We start from the raw sequence: 17,878 nt of genomic DNA on the forward strand, positions 1-17,878 counted from the left end.
GAAGGGCAGGGGGAACGTTTGTTCCGTTTGGTGAAAATGGCACTCGTCTTGTCGCTTCTTATCCCGCTCGCCGGTTGTTGGGGGCGGCTGGAGCTTAGCGATATGGCGATTACGATGGGGCTTGGAATGGATCTAGCCGAAGACAACAAATATATCGTCTCCATTCAGGTCGTTGATGCCGGTGAAGCTTCAGCTACCAAAGGCAGCTTAGGCCGTTCACCTGTTGTCCTTTATTCTGCCAAAGGCGAAACAATCTCAGAAGCGATGCAGCGAATGACATCATCCAGTCCGCGCACCATTTTCAACTCCCATCTGCGTGTGCTGATCATTGGTGAGAAGCTTGCGAGGCAAGGGATCAGTGAGGTGCTTGACTACGTATCCCGTGATCGTCAATTCCGAACGGATTTTCCTGTCGTGATCGCTAAGAACGAAACGGCAAATTCAACATTGAAACTGCTGACACCGATCGAATCGATTCCTGCCATTCAGATGAAGAGGGCATTGGAAAATTCGGAGAAGCATTGGGCTCCGACGGTTTCGATTCATTTTGACGAGCTGATTCAAGGCCTCATTGCCAAAGGACGACAGCCTGTCGTCACTGGACTTGTCTTGATAGGAAGTGCGGAAGCGGGCAGCAAGCGGTCGAATCTGCAGACGACATCGCCGAAGAACCGGCTTAAGTTCACGGGCTTGTCCGTCTTCCGTAAGGATCGTCTCATTGGTTGGTTGACGGAGGAGGAGAGCCGCGGCTTCAATATTGCAATGGGGAAGGCTTACAAAGGTACAGGGAACGTTGGATGCGATGATGGCCATAAGGTGGCGCTGGAGGTCCAAGAATCGTCTTCCAAGCTGCGGAGTAAGCTTCGAGGCGATGAGCTTAATCTGGCTATTGATCTGACTATCGAAGCGAATATTGAAGAGGTAGCCTGTTCAATGCCGATGACCAAGGAAGAAACGATCCGTGAACTAGAGAAGCGCGCTGAAGCAAGGCTTAGAACCATTATCGGCAAGACATTGAATCGTGTCCAGCATGATATGAAAGCTGATATATTCGGCTTCGGAGATCAGGTGCATCGACAATATCCATCCTATTGGAAGAAAGTTTCGAACGATTGGGATTCGCATTTCGCAGAACTGCCGGTGACGCTCAATATTGATGTGAAGATACGTTTGCTTGGTACGGTAACAGACGTATTGGAGACCGATGGTGCACAATAACAGAAGGAAGGATGTCGGATATGTCATTACAAATCATATGGATTCTGATAATAGCCGCCATCCTTCTTGGCCTGCAGTGGAAGATTCTGTTCAACCAACGGAATGCGAACAAAGGTTCGGTCGGCGAAAAAATCGCATTTTGTACACTATTGGTTCTTGGCGTTGGGCTTAATATCGCTTTGTTTGAAGATTGGCTGACCGCCTCACCGCTAAATGTTCTGCGCAGGTTGCTGGGTCCAGCTGCAGAGGCGATTGCGCAATGGGGAATGGTGGGGAAGTAACGTGATGGAAGAACGAATAGGCGTACGTCAGTTGACGGTTCTCGTTATTCACTTCATGCTTGGCACTTCGATCCTTATTGCACCTTCCAACCTTGCATTCGTAGCGAAGCAGGACGGCTGGCTTGCTGCTATACTGGGTATTCTCATTGTTGCAGCTTCCGTCTTTCTATACGATGCTTTGGCGAAGCGCTACCCAAAGCTGACTTACACAGGGATAATCGAAGTGATCTTCGGCAAATGGATCGGCAAAGTAATCTCTCTGCTTCTATTCGGCTATTTGTTTCTGCTGACGGCTTTTCTCGTACGGGTAGCAGGCAATTTCATTACGACTCAGATACTGCCAGAGACGCCGATCGAAGCCGTATCGATTATCCTGCTTGTGGTTATCGTTGCTGCGGTCGGTTATGGAATCGAGACGATTGCGAGAGCGTCTGAGATCTTGTTCTTTCCGGTTCTGATATTGCTGCTGCTGTTGGTACTCTTCCTGCTGCCGGAGAGTAAGCCGACAAACCTGCTTCCGATGCTGGAGCGGGGACCGAAGCCGATCGTGCTCAGTGCATTCTATTTGTTTACGTTACAGGAAGTGGCCGTTTTCCTTATGTTGTACCCGAACGTCAGTAAACTAGAGAAACGGCAAATGGCGATGCTGAAAGGAATCATGATTGGCGGGATTGCGGTTATACTCACTACAGCGTTCTGTCTGATGGTTCTCGGTACGGAACTGACGGAACGGAACCTGTTCGCCAGCTATTCATTAGCGAAGAAAATATCGGTCGCTCAGTTTCTCCGTGTCGATGCGTTCATGGCGATTATTTGGCTCATTGCATTGTTCTTCAAAGCAGCAATTTGCTACTATGGCGCTTCTGTCGCGCTGGCAGAAACAATCGGCATTCGCCGACACCGGGTACTTATCCTGCCGTTTGGAATGCTCGTGATGTGGCTCTCGATTATTGTGTATCAGAACATCGTGGAGTTTCTTAATTTCACGCCGGCCATCTGGTCGCTCTATTGCAGCTGCTTCGTTGTTGTATTGCCGATCGTGCTGATTATTATTGATCGACTGCGGTTCGGGAGCAAACCTGGCGGGCAGGCGCAACAGAGTCAGCAGCAAGGCGGGCAAGAGCCGTCAGGTGCGCAGGGTCAGCAGCAGAAGGCTGAAACAAAGCAATCGGGTTCAAATGCGGTGCAGCCAAGCAATGACCATATTCCTCCGCCGTCGACTCAGCCTTCGTAGACGACTACAACAATCAGACGCAGCATCGTTACAGGGTGCGGCGTCTATTTGTATTTGATTTCAAAGCTTAAATTGCTTCAAGTAAGCTGAGAAGCTTGCCGTATTCATCTCCATATGACGATTATTTCCCTCGAGTTTGCTAAGCAGGATTCCACCTTCCAACAGCGATAAGGCAAACGTAGCGATAGCTTCCGCTTGAATGTCAGGTTTGAATTCGCCTTGCTGGATCCCATCTTGAATAATCGCTTTCATTTTGTCCAGCGTTGACTGTAGACTCAGTTGGGCTCTCGCACGTAATAACGGATGGGCGTCATCGCTCTCAACGGCTGTATTCTGCAGCGGGCATCCGCCGATGAATGGCGGGTTGTTAACGACATCTGCGTACACGTGGAAATAAGCAAGCAGTCGACCGGAGGCAGATGATTCTTCGTTCATCGCTTCCGTAAATTTACCGCCAACGACATTTACGGCGTGCTGATAGGCTTCCAATGCAATCTCGTCCTTACTGTTGAAATAGCGGTAAATCCCGCCTTTCTTAATACCTGTCGCCTCGATAATATCGTTCAAAGACGCACCTGCATAGCCTAGTTGATTAAACAGCTCTGCGGACTTCACGACAATATGTTCACGTGATCGATCACCTTTACGCATAAGTCCTCCTAATGAATGAACAATTGACTCTTGCCAATTGTTGGATGTCTGTTACAATAGAAAATACCGTTCGGTATCTTTTATTGTAACAGATACTTCGTCGGAAGAGAAGACATGGGGAGTGGAGAGCGATGACGATGAGAGAAGCGTTAGAGCAGGCGAAGGCGAGTTTTATTGCAAGGCTGCCAGAGGAAGCGCAGGAGGCTGTCTTCGGCCATATTAGGGAGCAGATTCATTCGGGGCAAACGTTCGGACTGGGAACCGGAGACCTGGCGCCACACTTTACGCTTAGTGGATCGTTAGGTGATCAAGTGTCCTTGTATGACGAACTATTGAAAGGTCCTGTCGTAATAATATTTTATCGGGGCGCTTGGTGTCCTTATTGCAATATTCAGCTTCGTGCATTTGAACAACGTCTGGCAGACATTCGTGCGCTTGGTGCGCAGCTAATCGCAATATCACCGCAAAATCCGGATCACACGTTAAGCCAGAAGGAGAAAGAAGAGTTGTCCTTCCATGTTCTAAGTGATCCCGATGGGCATGTGGCAGAGCGTTATAAGCTGTTATTCGAGCTTCCTGACTACCTTCAGCAGACTTTCCTTAACGTGATGAAGCGGGATTTAACCGTGTATAATGCATCGAATCTTTGGGTGCTCCCAGTACCAGCAACCTTGGTTATCGATCAAGTAGGGATTATACAGTTTGCATCGGTAAATCCGGATTTTATGGAACGAACAGACCCTCAGTATGTCATTGAACAATTAGAGAAGCTTCGATAACAGGGCTAGTCGATTAACTACAAAAGGCCGATGGCGGATTATTCCACCATCGGCTTTTTGTATATGCTGTAAAGATTCAGCTGTTTAAAGCGCAACAGTCTGTTTGCCCTCGGCAAATTGGAACAGCGTCTCCATTTTCTCATCTGTCAAAACGCCGCTATTGTCGAATACGATGACCGACGATTGCGGAATGTCCCAGTTGATCTCAGGCACGAACTGAACGCGTGTTGCGAACGCATCCCAGTTATCGAGCTTCCATTGATCGCGAACCGTCTGGCGATCGATAATCCGCGTTTTTTGCGTTTCCATATCAGACAGCGTAACGACAACAACTTTCACATCGACATCGGAGCGGGATAGGCCAGCAGCGCTGATGACGTCCTCAATCCATTGTTTGTTCTTCAGTTCAGCCGTGAACGGGCTGATCATGAATACGTTCTGGCCAGCTGCCAGGTTCTCGATGCAGATGTCCTTAGTTGTGTCGTACTCGAGATCACGCAGGTTTTTCTTATAGAAATCAGAGTCGCGGTCATTCGGATCCAGACCGTTCTGAATGAGCATGTGCTCTACGAAACGTCCGCCAACCGTATCACGATCGAGGAAAGCGGCAGGAATGCGAGTCGATAATTTGCGTGCAACCGTTGTTTTGCCCGTACCGGCCACGCCTACGAAGAAGATAAGCTTTTGCAAAGTAAATGCCTCCACATTAGATGATAGATTGCATTATTATAGCACTGATTGTCGAAGAACTGAATAGCGTGTCTAATCGTTTACATAAATATGATTATGTACAGTTATGGACCATGGGGTGGTCAATAAAATGCAATAAGACAGCGAATGATCTATTCGCTGTCTTGATTTGTTTGAACTATGCTTAATGTCCCGAAGGAGCAGTAAGGCCAATCTGAGCGACCAACTGCTTGCTTTCCTCATTGAGCCCGATGATCGTAACGGTCTTATTCATCCGTTCGTATTTGGCAACGACTTTGGCGATTGCGGTTACGCCTGAATGATCCCAAACATGCGAACGACTGAAATCAAGCGTAATGGCAGCGGGGTCGTTCTTATAATCGAACAAATCCGCGAATGCAGCCATCGTTCCGAAGAACAGCTGCCCCGTAATCGCATAAGTCTTCGCACCGGATGTGCTTACTGACGTGTGCGTCTGGATACGCGCGGATCGCCAGCCGAAGATCAATGCGCTAAGCACGACGCCAGATATAACGCCGATCGCCAGGTTGGACGTTGCGATAACGATTGCGACAGTGACAACCATAACAAGCGCGTCAGAACGAGGAATTCGGCCGATCGTAATGACTGATTTCCAGTCAAATGTGCCGATCGACACCATGAACATCACGCCAACAAGCGCAGCCATCGGAATCTGCTTCACAACATCGCCAAGCACGAGAATAAGGAATAGAAGGAATACGCCTGCAACCAAAGTAGATAACCGCGAGCGGCCACCGGATTTTACATTAATAACGGTCTGGCCAATCATTGCGCATCCCGCCATACCGCCGAACAGACCGGATACGATGTTCGCGATTCCTTGTCCTTTGACTTCCGTATGCTTATTGCTCTTCGTATCCGTCATGCTGTCAACGATCGTTGCTGTCATTAAGGATTCTGTAATACCGACGACTGCAAGCGCAAGCGAGTAAGGGAGAATAACGCCGAAAGCGTGAAGCGTCAGCGACATATCCGGCAGATGGAAGAACGGCATTGTCTGCGTAATTGCTCCCATATCGCCAACCGTACGCAAATCCAAGTGCATCGAGATTGAGACGGCTGTCATGACGATGATGGCGATCAAAGCCGACGGAACAGCTTTCGTAAGCAGCGGCAGTAAATAAATGATCGCGAGTGTGCCAGCTACCATCGCATACATGATCCAAGTAGCATCCTCGAAGTTCGTCAGCTGTGCCATGAAAATAATAATCGCCAGCGCATTGACGAAGCCGGTTACGACTGACTGAGGGATAAACGTGAAGAAACGACCGAATTTCAGCACACCCATAAGGAATTGAATAAGTCCTGTTAGGATGGTAGCGGCGAATAAATACTCGATTCCGTATTTGGACACGAGCGGGCCCATAAGCGATGCCATAGCACCGGTTGCAGCCGAAATCATCCCCGGACGCCCGCCAACAATAGAGATCGTCAGCGCAATACAGAATGAGGCGTATAAGCCGACCATCGGGTCAACACCTGCAAGAATCGAGAATGCGATCGCTTCGGGAATAAGCGCAATCGCGACTGTCATGCCTGACAGAACGTCTCGGCGGGTGTTGAATAACCACGTCGCTTTTATTTTGTCAAAGAACACGAATTTGCTACACTCCTTCATGATGATTGTTACGTACTTTCATACCCTAGCATTCAAACAATGCTTTTTATTATAACGTTACATGGGCGATTGCACTAGAATAAAATGTCGAATACGTGTGTTAGATAAATGTAAAAAAAGCGAATATGCCGTGAACTCAGTGTCCATAATGATTACATATATTAAATTATGTAGCCTAGATGAAATGAAGCAGCGGGGAGGGTATTTAAGAAAATTAATAATTAGGTCCTATGAAATTACTTGAAATCGCTTACATTAGAGATTTGAGAAAGCTTGATGCATGACGGCCGTCTGCATATGCAGATGACGGTGCTTTAGGTGAAGATTTTAATTGAATTCAAATTAAAAAGACCGAAATTACAATATGGCTGCAGTTGGTTGCACAACCGATTAAATCATTGAAAGTTACGTAGAGTTTGCAAAGCGATTCAGTTATGCGCAAACTTAGAAGCTATAATTAAATTAACTCGTCTAGATAGCTAGATAGCGACACAGGATTTTATAAAGCGAACGCGACACAGTACTTTATAAAGCGATTAGAAACCATAAAAGGAATAATAAAATTAAACCAACTACAGTATATAAACAACAGTGTAAACAGAAATCGCTGGCTCCAGATCTTTTGCTTATAGACTTTTACACAAAACCCGTATTTTATACATATGTCTATAAAGCGAATATAGGCAGCCTGCCGCTGGTATCTAAGGACACAAACCTTCAAACATAAATGACACAATTGTACAAACATACTCCTCCAGATCTAACCTCCCAGATCATAATAACTGTTCCCAAGCCCTTAGGAACATAAAAAGTCGCTCAATCGAGCGACTGCAGTTATTATTCATATCAGGAAAAGTAATTCGTGGTTACTCCGGAGAATTTGTCGACGTCCATAGTTTATAAGCGAACCTGATGTCGACGATCAGGTGTTATGTTAACTCAAGCATTTTAAAATAATCGAGTAGATTTTTTCCGAATTCCGTTAATCTAGTTACAGGTCTCCCGACACCTTCGCCTGCTACAATTCCTCCCTCGAATTCTTTGTGTATTAGTCCAATTTGAGTGAGTTTAGATTCCACATATTTTTCATATCCACTTACCGTTGACTGTGTTCTTCTTCCTTCACGAGATCGGTCCATAATTAAGTCTAAGTTGATATTGAGTTCTCGGTTAATGTTTCTGAGATCAAATTCTATCAACTTTCGAATTTCTGCCATTCTTAATTCTTTAAGAACATCATGATATGCAATAATTACAGATTCCTCTGTGATCATTCCTTCAACTGCACTTTCAAATCCATTTATGATAAACTCTATTTTCTCTAGTTCTAGTTCATCTTGAACGTAATCGAATGTTATCGGAAGTACACGAGCAGCTATATTATGTCTTACTTCATCAGTGAGATTATCAAGCTTAGCATCAAGTTTTCTGGTTCGTTTGAGTAGCGATTTCAAAGCTTGGGTAGTGTTCTCCTCGAATTTCCTCTGTTTATAGGATAATCTGAAGGAGACAAGTCCACTTGCGATTTGACCTAGAACACCATCAATTGATGCTTCGAGTATTAAAGGCAATCCCTCTTCAGATAATGGTTGAAAATTATCTTTTATCATAGCAATAAGTTTATTTCCCAAAGAACGCCCTCCTTTTCTAACTATTCATATTTTAGACAAGTATATCAGAAATAACTGTAACCGGCTCTTGATAATCGAGCGTTACCTCCTAACGCTGCATTGGATCAACAGGAGGCAATCGACGAAACTAATTAGTCTCATTGAACAATCGATACAATTTTTAACCTCGCTAAATAACGCTCCGCTTCTCGCTTTTCGTTTTCATATCCATTTTTCATTGCTAATCGAATAGGTAAAAACGACACTTCGTCTTCAGATATCTTTCTGTACCGTTTATCTTCATATGGGCATGATAAAGTTTCCCTAAGGGATTCTTTCGCGTGGTTAGTATACAATAACCTTATTTTGTTCTCATCCTTTATTATTGATAACAAGTGATCTGGCCATAATTTTGCATCGTACTTTGTAATTGGCCGTATTGCTTGCGCTGCATGCTCTCTTGCAACGTTAAGCCATGCCTCATATGAATTTCTTGCCAGCTGCCAAGTTAAATGTGAGAATGCCCACTTCGTTGCCATAAAGGAGATACTTTTATCAGTTTGAACGGATCTTAATAGTGACTCTACACCATCAGCGTGTTCGTAAAATGGAACTTTGAATTCTGATACCAATTTCCGGACTATCAGCTAGGCTATGATACACTCCAGGTATCGTTGATTCTGGTGGTGTCAGTTCTCTTATGGTTTCCTGTCTCGAAGTACATTCAATAAGGATAAGTTGTCCTTGTTCCGATTCACTTTTAGATTGATGAATTATTGAAATTTTGTCACACTGATTTTCCCAAAATCTTATTAATCTACCTTCAAAATCTTCAGCTAATTCAGCATCTATAATTTCGTCCTCAATCCATTTATCGATATTAACATCTGCTCTCAAATAGTCAGAAATCGCATTTAGTATTTTTCTTTCGGGAAGATTGATTTTTTCTAGTTGTTGTAAATATATTGGTCTTTTATCCACTTGTTCTTGAATTTTTATTTTTACATCCTCTTTTGAGTAATGCATTGTAAAATCAATTAATTCTCTACTTCGGGAACGATCGAATAGGACTTTAAATTGATGATCAAACTCTTCCCATCTAATAATTGCATTTATTTTCTTTGCAATACGATCAGTAATAACTCTTAATAACCAACCATTTAGATTATCGATGAAAAATTCAATTTGACCTTCAAATACATGTTTCTTTTTAAGCTCTAGCCTTACTTCATCCATGCCTGACTCGTTTCCAATTTGCAATTCAAATCTTTTAATTATCTCCTTAAGTAATGTTTCATTTTTATTTACAACATGGTCATAGTATTTCCAGATCTCATGATCAGGCTTGGTTTTACCTAACTTACTTTTGGTATGTTTTATTGCAGCAGTAATAGCTGGCTGATCTATGGCATCATGAAACTTGTTAACGATACTTGGCCTACCTGATTGATTTGTAAATAAGATGAATTTTGTTTTTTCAACAATAAGTTCACCATCTGAAATAGCTTCAATCCAATTTGAAAATGTTTTCCACAAGTCAACTGATCGATCAGTAAGTGGATTACTATTAATAGAAGATTTGTCCTCTTCGGCCTCAATCTCACCATTTGATTTTATTATTGCTACATCACCAAGTACTTCAACACAGATACAATCCTGAGGTGAACTCCTTAATAAATGATACAATGCACGGGGGAATTGGATCGCAAATCCTAATAACTGACCAGGTGCGTTGGATTTCATAGTGCCTCCTTTTTTATAGTGAAAATTACCTAAGAATAAATTTCAACAATTTCCCTCATTTTCCTCCAATTAATTTCCGAAATAGCTCTAAGTTTTTTTGAAAACTTGATTAATTCAATTTAACTCTGCGTTTGAAGTTGTGCTGCTCTGTCTTTAGAATTGTGTCGTTTGAGTAAAATTCCTCTAAATTTATGCATTTTTCTAAACAGAAGTGATGACACCAAAAAACAATAAAACTTGATTTCTCAAGCTTTATTACGCTCAGTTAGGACTCCTATTTTGTTTACAATTTAGAACGGTTTCAGTAGTGGACATTAAAAAAAGATGACTCCTGATGAATACGAGGCCACTGAAAAAGTCCTTAGTATGAAAAAGACACGCCCTCCTCATGTTTTTATTGAGGAGGGTGTGTCTTTTCTCTGTATAATTAAGGTATTAAACCGAGAGTAGGTGAAAAAGATGATTCAAAAACAACAATCTATGACTTTTAGCCCTTATTTGGAACTTTATAACTTAGTGGTACCGAAAGACAATATGTTACGTCAGAACAACGAACTGGTTGATTTCTCTTTTGTATATGAAGAACTGAAAGAACGTTACTGTCTGGATAACGGCCGAAATGCGATCGACCCCATTCGAATGTTCAAGTACTTGCTATTGAAAGCCATCTTTGAGCTGTCTGACATTGACATCGTCGAACGTTCGAAATACGACATGTCGTTTAAATATTTTCTTGATATGGCACCTGAAGATCCAGTGATTGACGCCAGTTCCTTAACCAAGTTTCGGACGCAACGACTGAAAGACTTGAATTTACTTGACATGCTCGTGGGCAAAACAGTTGAAATTGCAATGGACAAGGGCATTATTAAAAGCAAAGCCATCATTGTTGACGCCACTCATACAAAAGCCCGTTACAACCAAAAATCGCCTCGAGAAATCTTGCTGGATCGTTCCGCAAGTTAAGAAAAGCAGTTAATAAAGCCGATGAATCGCTGAAAGCCAAGTTCCCAGTCAAGAATACCAGTAATGTACTTGAGGACGAGATCGGCTACTGTCAAAAACTCATTGCTGTGATTGAAACTGAAGTCGGTATTTGCGAATTGCCAAAAATTAAAGAACCATTGAATTTCTTAAAAGACGCTACAAAATAGAAGCAAAGAACAGTGAACTCAAACGTAGACACGGATATGACGTAGCGTCATCTTCGGGTCTTGTTGGCATGGAATTACAAGGGGCGATGGCGATCTTTACCGTTAACTTAAAGAGAATATTGAAACTGATGAAGTAAGAAACCAGTCATAAAGGCTTTCCTAGACAGCAAGAAACGACCTTCGTCCCCTAAAATTGGGAACGAAGGTCGTCTTTTGTTTCACGCTCTTCAATTGTTACGTGAAACCACGAGTTCTTCAGTGGCCTCGATGAATACAGAAGTCATCTCCTAGCTGTGTAAGACTATGCTAACCGCTTTTTAGACAGTGTCCATAAATGGGGTTACAGTTCAACACTCGCATGTGGCTTGCATTTAGATCACTAATAAATTTAGGACAACCTAATATAGGTTTTTAAGTAACTTGTCATAATCTTTCAAAAAATTTGACCTAAACGAATCAGTAGTCCATATACGTTGGTTGATATTTAAGTACTCACTTGAAATTATCTTTTGCAGGTCTCTTTTTAAAGTCTCGTTTTGTCCCCAAGTATCGAAAGGGATACGAGATAAAACCGCCACTAATTCACCATCGTATTGCTCCCCTGCAAAGAGATTAGCTTGTAAATATTCTACAGCTTTTGGGACAATATAAGATACATAAAGTTGTTGTCTAAGAAGCCTCAGAACATCACCTAATTTCAACTCGTATACAAACTTGTCCCTAATATTTTCATACCACAATGATAATGGACTTTCTGATGAAGATGAATCATAGATAATCCCTAGCTCAACTTCAATCTCTTTTATCTTATAGCTTGTTACATCCAATCATGACTCCCCCTTAAAATGAAATACCATATTTAGTAAACATTGATGTAATCCTGGCTACATAAAAATTCGCTTGATTTAAGTTAGCTTGCAGCACTTGTCTCGAGTATGTGCTTAAATTTGGATTTTGTAAACTTCCGTTCAAACTCCTTTGAATTCCTTGGAGTCCTCTCAATGAATCTTGCATCTCACCAAGATGATCCCAGTAACCTCCTCCCGGTTTCGGAACTGGATTCCCCTGCAAATCACGCAGTGTTCCGGAAAAATCCATATCAGTGAGATGATCATTGATAATATTTTGTAAAGTTGTTATCGTTACTTGTTGTGTTCTGGTCAATTTACAACTTGAATTATGAACCCAAATCCCGAGATCGGATACAAAATACGTATGAAAATCATCGACCGTAAAGTTGTAGACTGTAGTTCTCATTTTTAACAACTTGATACTAAGGATCTTAAGTGTTTCTCCAGTACTCTGTTCTAGCTCATCTCCCACTTTAAGATCCTTTACGAATTTCCATCCCTCTCCACTCACCCAAAAAGGATGATTATACGTCGCCTCAATTACTTGATTACCCACTTGGATTTGATAAATCTCATCAGTTTCATGATTAAATATGTCGGTTACTTCTTTATACTCCAATTCTCCTGTTACTTCATTTTTAGAAAGTACCGAGTCCCCTTCTTTAATGTCTTCAATTGCCTTTTCTCCACTTTCAGTTAATACTTTTGTGCCCGCAGTAAAACAATTACATTCAATCAAACCAGCAGGTGTCAGTGCGTATTCTTTAGTTGATGAACCTATATCTTGCGAAATGATTCTAAAGCCATCTCTAACGCCACTGAATGTAGCGGTACCATCTAAACAGCTTACATATGAACAAGCATTATTTCTAATATCAATTATCGCACCATACGCTTTATTAATAACCGCAACCGTAGACGCACGACACATATCAGTGACACATCCACTTTTTAATAGAAACATCGACTGATCTATTAGTGCTAAATTGTTATTAAGTTGTGTAGGGTCAATAATAAATTGATCGTACTGCCCCATCATGGGGTCACTTTGCAGTACTTGAGTAACATACTGACATTCACTTTGTGAGGAACAAGACATATTTCCGCTAGGGTCAATTGAAATTAATGGATTATTCTCAACATACGTATAAAAATTCAACGTCAACGGATTCGTCAAACTACCTTTATACGTATCCTCATTAATAAACCGTCCTACGCTTGGATCATACCAGCGCGCCCGTAGATACTGCAAATCTGTAGAATCGTCCCAGAACTCTCCAGAATAACGAAATTGATTAGTCATTGTTCCGGCTGCATATGACGTTTGTTCAGTTGATGCTATTGGGTTGCCCCAGATATCATAATCGTATGCATTAATTAAAAGTCCAGTAGCGTCCCGCATCTCCATAACATCACCATGACCGTTAAAGAGATAATACCCCTCCATGTTGGTCGATGCATCAATCTTTGAGATCAACCCATTACCACGAATGTAACTACTCGTTATTGTCACCGAACCATTGGCTGCTACAGTTCCTTCAGCAATAATATCGGATCCAAGATAATAGTACCTGGTAGTGACACCATTCTCCGTTCGACCTACTAACAGATCATCACCATTATAAGTATATTTCACTTGATGCCCATCAGAGGAAGTAACGCTCGTCAACCTGTTCCATGCATCATATGCATATGTCCCAGTGTCAGGCGTGATTAATTGATCCGATTGTAAGGTCTGTCGATTCCCTTGCGTGTCATAATTATACACTTCATTATTGGGAGAAGCCGTCATAATCCGGTTCAGTGCATCATAGGTAAAGCTTGAGGTAACCGTTGATCCATTTCCACTTGGATTAAGGTTTATACTCGTCTGATCGATATTTTCCCTATTATCTGTATGATAGTGATAAGAATTTAATATGGTTCCATTATTAGTCCTTGTATCAACAACATCAGATAAGTAAGGACCGTCATACGTTTTTGTTGTAGTAATGCCATTACCCAAAATTGTTGTCTTATTCAATCCATTCTTGAAGTAATCATAGGATGCCTTTAACTGGCTATTTACTTTGACCTCGAATAAATTACCCTTTAAATAGCTGTAATCAATTGTTTTATTCGCTGGATCTATCATCTGGGTCAGACTGCCATTTGCATCATACGTTTTCATTTCTATTATTTTGCCGTCCGGATATGTGATAGAGCTAAGTGCACCGGTATCCGGTTTGTAGAAGTAACTTGTTGTATTGGTACCTTCCGTCATGGTTTTACGACTTCCATCATCATTATATGTGTACACAATCGTCGTTTCACCTGGTGTACTCTTACTTAACAACCAATTCCGTGCATTGTATTGATAGCTAAGCGTTTTCTGGTTACGATCTACTACCGTAATCAAATTGCCGTTCTTATCATAACCATACCTCGTGCTAATGCCACTCTCATCAATTTGCTTTACCAATTGGCTTAATTCATCATATTCCTTGGTTGACGTCATAGCATTAGGATACGTAGTAACCGTTTGGTTACCTAACAAGTCATACTGATATGCGTAGTTTCCTCCTGTTCCCATCGGTTGATTAACTGTTACTAACTGTCCAAGCGAATCATACGAATATGTCGTGGTGTTGTTCTGTATGTCACTTATGGTCTTCAGTCTTCCTTGTTGATCATAGGTTTGCTGGGATACGATCGCAAAAATACCTGCTGACCCACGTTTTTCTTGTGTCTTAATTGTCTGGCCATATATGTCCATCGTTGTTTTGGTCTGGTTGCCTTCCGCGTCCGTGGATATGACTTCTCTTGTCATATCGTTATATGCTCTAGTGGCTATTCCTAGATTAGGTTGTGTTACTTGAGTAATTCTTCCCCAGTCATCGTAAGCAAAAATTGATCGATTTGCCAACGCATCTTCTGTCCAGAGAGCGCTGCCATTCAAATTGTAGCCAGTTAGGCTTTTCTTTTTGTATTGTCCCGCCTCGTATAAATCTTTTTCAATAAGCCAACCAAGTGCATTCCACTTACTCTTTGTTTTTTTACCTAACTCATCCTTTGACGTGACCTCATTATTTACATCGTCATACGTGTACTCTTGGTAAGTTGTTTGCTCCGAGTTTTTAACTGTTTTTACACGGTTTTTAACATCGTAAGTATATGTGGTTGTCTTTTGGTTACCATCGGTGTACGTGAGCACATTACCCGTTGAATAGTCGTATGTTGCACTAATGACTCGAGATTTTCCCGTCCCATCCATATCTGTATAATTCGAAGACAATTGGATTGGGTAAGCATGGGTTGTCGTGTCGTAAATAACGCTCGTTATTTGATCTTTCTCTCCATTTTCCTTTGTGATGCTGGTGATATTGCCATAAATATCGTACCCATAACCCACTTGTCTCCTCAAGACACCACTAATGGAATTATCTCGAATTTCTATTTTCGTTACAGAACCTTGTCCATTACGAGTTAGTGATGTAAATAAGTTAGTTGTCCCATTTGCTGTCGTGGTTGAGTTTTCTAAGAGATGCGTTGAAGCATTATAAACATTAGTTGTAATATTATTTCTTTCATCTATGGATGTTAGTATATTACCGTAGTCGTCATAGGTAGCAGATGTGATTAAATGTGGAGTTTGGGTCGTCGTCGTTGTCGTGGTCTGTTCCGAATATGACTCGGTCTTAATCGGATTAGGATTACCCTTCACCTCGTCATACGTATAGCTGGTCTTGCGGCTCAGGTTCGATTGTTGAACACCCGTTACATCTACATTAGTAAGATAATATTGTGCTGCAACATCTTCACTTGGGAATACCTTCTTGAATCTATAATTTGTTGTGGTATCTGTTGTAAATAGATTTGTAGAAACGATCGCACCTGTGGTCGTATACGTTTCACCGATATCTTTCGGGTATGTTACATATGCATAATTGTAAGTTTTCGTCAGTCCATTCTCTATCAACTCTTCACTTCGATCATGGATTCGATAGACTTGATTTACTTGATTAGCTTTAACAAATCGTGTGACAGGTGCCGATTCGTAGTGGAATACAGATTTTGCACCCGTAGGATGCGTAATGCTCTTCAATAACGCATATGGGTTATCTGTGATCGGTGTTGTTCCCAGGTTATTAAACTTCGCACTTGCAATATCATAGGTATAGCTTGTTGGTAGACCAAGTGGGTTTATAACACTGGTTAACAGTTCTTTGCCGTTCTGTGAAGTTTTGTTATAGATGACCGTCTTCGTTCCACTGGTTAGCGTAACATTTGTCGTGGTATAGCTGATTTGAATCGTATTTCCGATTGCATCTGTTATGGTCGTCAGCACTTGGCCATATGGACTTACGGATGTGTACTTGAATGAAACGGTGTTGTTGTATGCGTCCGCGATCTGTAGCAGTTTACCATCACTTGCAAAAAACATCTTCGTTCCGTCTATCTTCTGGAGCACATACTGCGATTGTACATTATTGACCTGAACGGATGTATTACTTACGAATTGTAAATCCTTCCACGGATAGCCTTTCAGATTTGTTCCACTGACTTCATAGGACCCAGAATTCCCTAAATTGACATACTGTTTGCCGTTATATGTTGAAACATAAGGGATGTTCCATCCCCAGCCTTTACCGATTGGATAGCGATTCTCGTCATCAGGCGAATATACAGTATTACTACTTGAGTCATAACCCGATTGGTTGATTTGAGCATTAGGAGAACTTGCCACATAGGTCCGAGTATAGTATTGAATTTGACTATCGTTTCCGATTTTTCCACTTGAGGAGAGAAGCGCATCTGCACTGCTATTTAGTAAACTCTGAACGCTTTGCGCATCCGAATAGAAGTAATAAGGTCCTGCAGTACCCGATGAGATCACTGATGAGGATCCTGTGGTATATTCAGCAGGAGATGATTTACTACGAAATGGATACGTATAAATATATTTCTTATCTGTTCCGATCTCACCGCAAGGATGGACAGTCTCCGAGGCTATTGAAGGAATTGCTGCCGAGAGAGCAGCATTATAAGTTGTAAAATTCGAAGATGTCGTATAATACTGACCTGAACCGGTCGTTGAGAGAACCACTCCTGTGCTGCATTGAATCGTTTGAAGATACTTATCATAGGTATAAGATACGCTGTAGCCTACCGTATCCGTTTGTATGCGCGTAGCATAGCCAACCATATAAGTGGCGTAGGTATACGATACACCTGTGTCATAGAACTGCGATGCACCTGAATTATAGGTTCGTGTCAGAGCAAAGCCCAGCCCATTTCGACCAGGAAGAGTTAAGTCGGTTTCCGAGGTTGACAACGAACCAGATAGGAATGAAATCGTTTCGTCATGTAGGGTTGCTTGATACGGAGCCTCGTTTATTTTAGGCGTAACTTGTCGTATTTCAGGCTCAGGAATCACCGCACTTGCAACTGCTTGTTCAGTGGTCTGCTGCATCTTGCTCATACTCGATTGAGTTGATACCTGTGAAAATTGATTAACCTTGGCCAAGTCTACATTGTCACCATAATCCGAAGTTACGGGTTCTGTAGATTCCGGAATATCTGTCGTTTGTAACTCCATCTCAGGATTCAAATGATCTACAGAGGATTTTTCCCGGCTGATACTCCCGGTTCCTTCTACAAGAGCAACATATATTTGTGACAGTGTCATTCCATTGTCCAATTGATTTTGGACCGATGATTCCGTTACACCAAACTCATCGACGATCTGAGATATTGTCAATCTCCCTTCTTGTTCTGCGAGGGACTGATTACCTTGTTGAACGGCATTCATCTGCTTCATATAAGTTGCAATGGCTTGTTCATCTTCACTTAAAGAAACAGTTTGAGGTATTTGATCGAATATTATATTTTCAGGCTCTTCTATTGGTATCAAAGATGCTGTGTCAACATTGGATGTTTCAACATTCTCAGCTAGAACAGGTATATTAGCAAGTGAAAAAAACAAAGAGAAAATGATTAGAATACTGGTTATTTTTCTCAATCGAAG

13 protein-coding genes and 1 pseudogene are annotated in these 17,878 nt (G+C 41.9%); 6 read left to right on the forward strand and 8 right to left on the reverse strand.

What is annotated here, in order from left to right:
• Nucleotides 1-18 precede the first annotated feature (18 nt).
• From SBI19_RS09120 to SBI19_RS09130, 3 genes are read left to right on the forward strand one after another with little or no spacing between them, the layout of a single operon-like run.
• On the forward strand, nt 19-1,218 hold the full coding sequence (locus SBI19_RS09120; RefSeq protein ID WP_317967234.1) for a Ger(x)C family spore germination protein: 1,200 nt from the start codon (nt 19-21) through the stop codon (nt 1,216-1,218).
• A gap of 20 nt (nt 1,219-1,238) precedes the next feature.
• Nucleotides 1,239-1,499, forward strand: a complete 261-nt coding sequence (locus SBI19_RS09125; RefSeq protein ID WP_317967236.1) for a hypothetical protein — start codon at nt 1,239-1,241, stop codon at nt 1,497-1,499.
• Nucleotides 1,500-1,503: 4 nt separating this feature from the next.
• A complete protein-coding gene (locus tag SBI19_RS09130) occupies nt 1,504-2,733 on the forward strand; it encodes a GerAB/ArcD/ProY family transporter (RefSeq protein WP_317967238.1) in 1,230 nt (409 codons plus the stop codon).
• A 60-nt stretch (nt 2,734-2,793) separates the two neighbouring features.
• On the opposite strand, the gene SBI19_RS09135 is transcribed toward SBI19_RS09130, so the two are convergent.
• The gene (locus tag SBI19_RS09135) at nt 2,794-3,384 is read right to left on the reverse strand and encodes a TetR/AcrR family transcriptional regulator (RefSeq protein ID WP_317967240.1); all 591 of its coding nucleotides are present in this window, start codon (nt 3,382-3,384) and stop codon (nt 2,794-2,796) included.
• Between the two features lie 131 nt (nt 3,385-3,515).
• Here SBI19_RS09135 and SBI19_RS09140 point away from each other — a divergent pair, with 131 nt between their 5' ends.
• Nucleotides 3,516-4,163: a peroxiredoxin-like family protein gene (locus SBI19_RS09140; RefSeq protein WP_317967241.1), complete on the forward strand. Its 648-nt coding sequence runs from the start codon at nt 3,516-3,518 to the stop codon at nt 4,161-4,163.
• An 84-nt stretch (nt 4,164-4,247) separates the two neighbouring features.
• On the opposite strand, the gene SBI19_RS09145 is transcribed toward SBI19_RS09140, so the two are convergent.
• From SBI19_RS09145 to SBI19_RS09165, 5 genes are all read right to left on the reverse strand, one after another.
• Nucleotides 4,248-4,853, reverse strand: coding sequence for a P-loop nucleotide/nucleoside kinase family protein (locus SBI19_RS09145; protein ID WP_317967242.1), 606 nt, complete (start codon nt 4,851-4,853; stop codon nt 4,248-4,250).
• A 184-nt stretch (nt 4,854-5,037) separates the two neighbouring features.
• Complete coding sequence (locus SBI19_RS09150) at nt 5,038-6,492, reverse strand: SulP family inorganic anion transporter (RefSeq protein WP_317967244.1); 1,455 nt, start codon at nt 6,490-6,492, stop codon at nt 5,038-5,040.
• 950 nt (nt 6,493-7,442) lie between these two features.
• Entirely contained in the window at nt 7,443-8,144 is a 702-nt protein-coding gene (locus tag SBI19_RS09155; protein WP_317967245.1) for a hypothetical protein, read from the reverse strand.
• A 137-nt stretch (nt 8,145-8,281) separates the two neighbouring features.
• Complete coding sequence (locus SBI19_RS09160) at nt 8,282-8,662, reverse strand: hypothetical protein (RefSeq protein WP_317967246.1); 381 nt, start codon at nt 8,660-8,662, stop codon at nt 8,282-8,284.
• A gap of 52 nt (nt 8,663-8,714) precedes the next feature.
• Nucleotides 8,715-9,866: an ABC-three component system protein gene (locus SBI19_RS09165; protein ID WP_317967248.1), complete on the reverse strand. Its 1,152-nt coding sequence runs from the start codon at nt 9,864-9,866 to the stop codon at nt 8,715-8,717.
• A gap of 459 nt (nt 9,867-10,325) precedes the next feature.
• Between SBI19_RS09165 and SBI19_RS09170 the strand changes: the two are divergent.
• Nucleotides 10,326-11,008: pseudogene (locus SBI19_RS09170) on the forward strand (transposase); the annotation flags it as partial.
• Between the two features lie 8 nt (nt 11,009-11,016).
• Nucleotides 11,017-11,157 carry a hypothetical protein gene (locus SBI19_RS29635; RefSeq protein ID WP_483312261.1) on the forward strand — a complete coding sequence of 47 codons (141 nt, stop codon included), beginning with the start codon at nt 11,017-11,019 and terminating at the stop codon, nt 11,155-11,157.
• A gap of 261 nt (nt 11,158-11,418) precedes the next feature.
• Here SBI19_RS29635 and SBI19_RS09175 read toward each other — a convergent pair whose 3' ends face one another.
• Nucleotides 11,419-11,847, reverse strand: coding sequence for a contact-dependent growth inhibition system immunity protein (locus tag SBI19_RS09175; RefSeq protein WP_317967249.1), 429 nt, complete (start codon nt 11,845-11,847; stop codon nt 11,419-11,421).
• A gap of 13 nt (nt 11,848-11,860) precedes the next feature.
• A complete protein-coding gene (locus tag SBI19_RS09180) occupies nt 11,861-17,872 on the reverse strand; it encodes a polymorphic toxin-type HINT domain-containing protein (protein WP_317967250.1) in 6,012 nt (2,003 codons plus the stop codon).
• Nucleotides 17,873-17,878: the final 6 nt, after the last annotated feature.

Source organism: Paenibacillus sp. CCS19 (assembly GCF_033239625.1).
In the GTDB taxonomy this organism is placed as follows: domain Bacteria; phylum Bacillota; class Bacilli; order Paenibacillales; family Paenibacillaceae; genus Paenibacillus_T.

What these genes read in the sequence shown, in the direction of transcription:
- SBI19_RS09125 (WP_317967236.1), top strand. Translation starts at nt 1,239, where the DNA reads ATGTCATTACAAATCATATGGATTCTGATAATAGCCGCCATCCTTCTT.
- SBI19_RS09130 (WP_317967238.1), top strand. Translation starts at nt 1,504, where the DNA reads ATGGAAGAACGAATAGGCGTACGTCAGTTGACGGTTCTCGTTATTCAC.
- SBI19_RS09135 (WP_317967240.1), bottom strand. Translation starts at nt 3,384, where the DNA reads ATGCGTAAAGGTGATCGATCACGTGAACATATTGTCGTGAAGTCCGCA.
- SBI19_RS09140 (WP_317967241.1), top strand. Translation starts at nt 3,516, where the DNA reads ATGACGATGAGAGAAGCGTTAGAGCAGGCGAAGGCGAGTTTTATTGCA.
- SBI19_RS09160 (WP_317967246.1), bottom strand. Translation starts at nt 8,662, where the DNA reads ATGGCAACGAAGTGGGCATTCTCACATTTAACTTGGCAGCTGGCAAGA.
- SBI19_RS09165 (WP_317967248.1), bottom strand. Translation starts at nt 9,866, where the DNA reads ATGAAATCCAACGCACCTGGTCAGTTATTAGGATTTGCGATCCAATTC.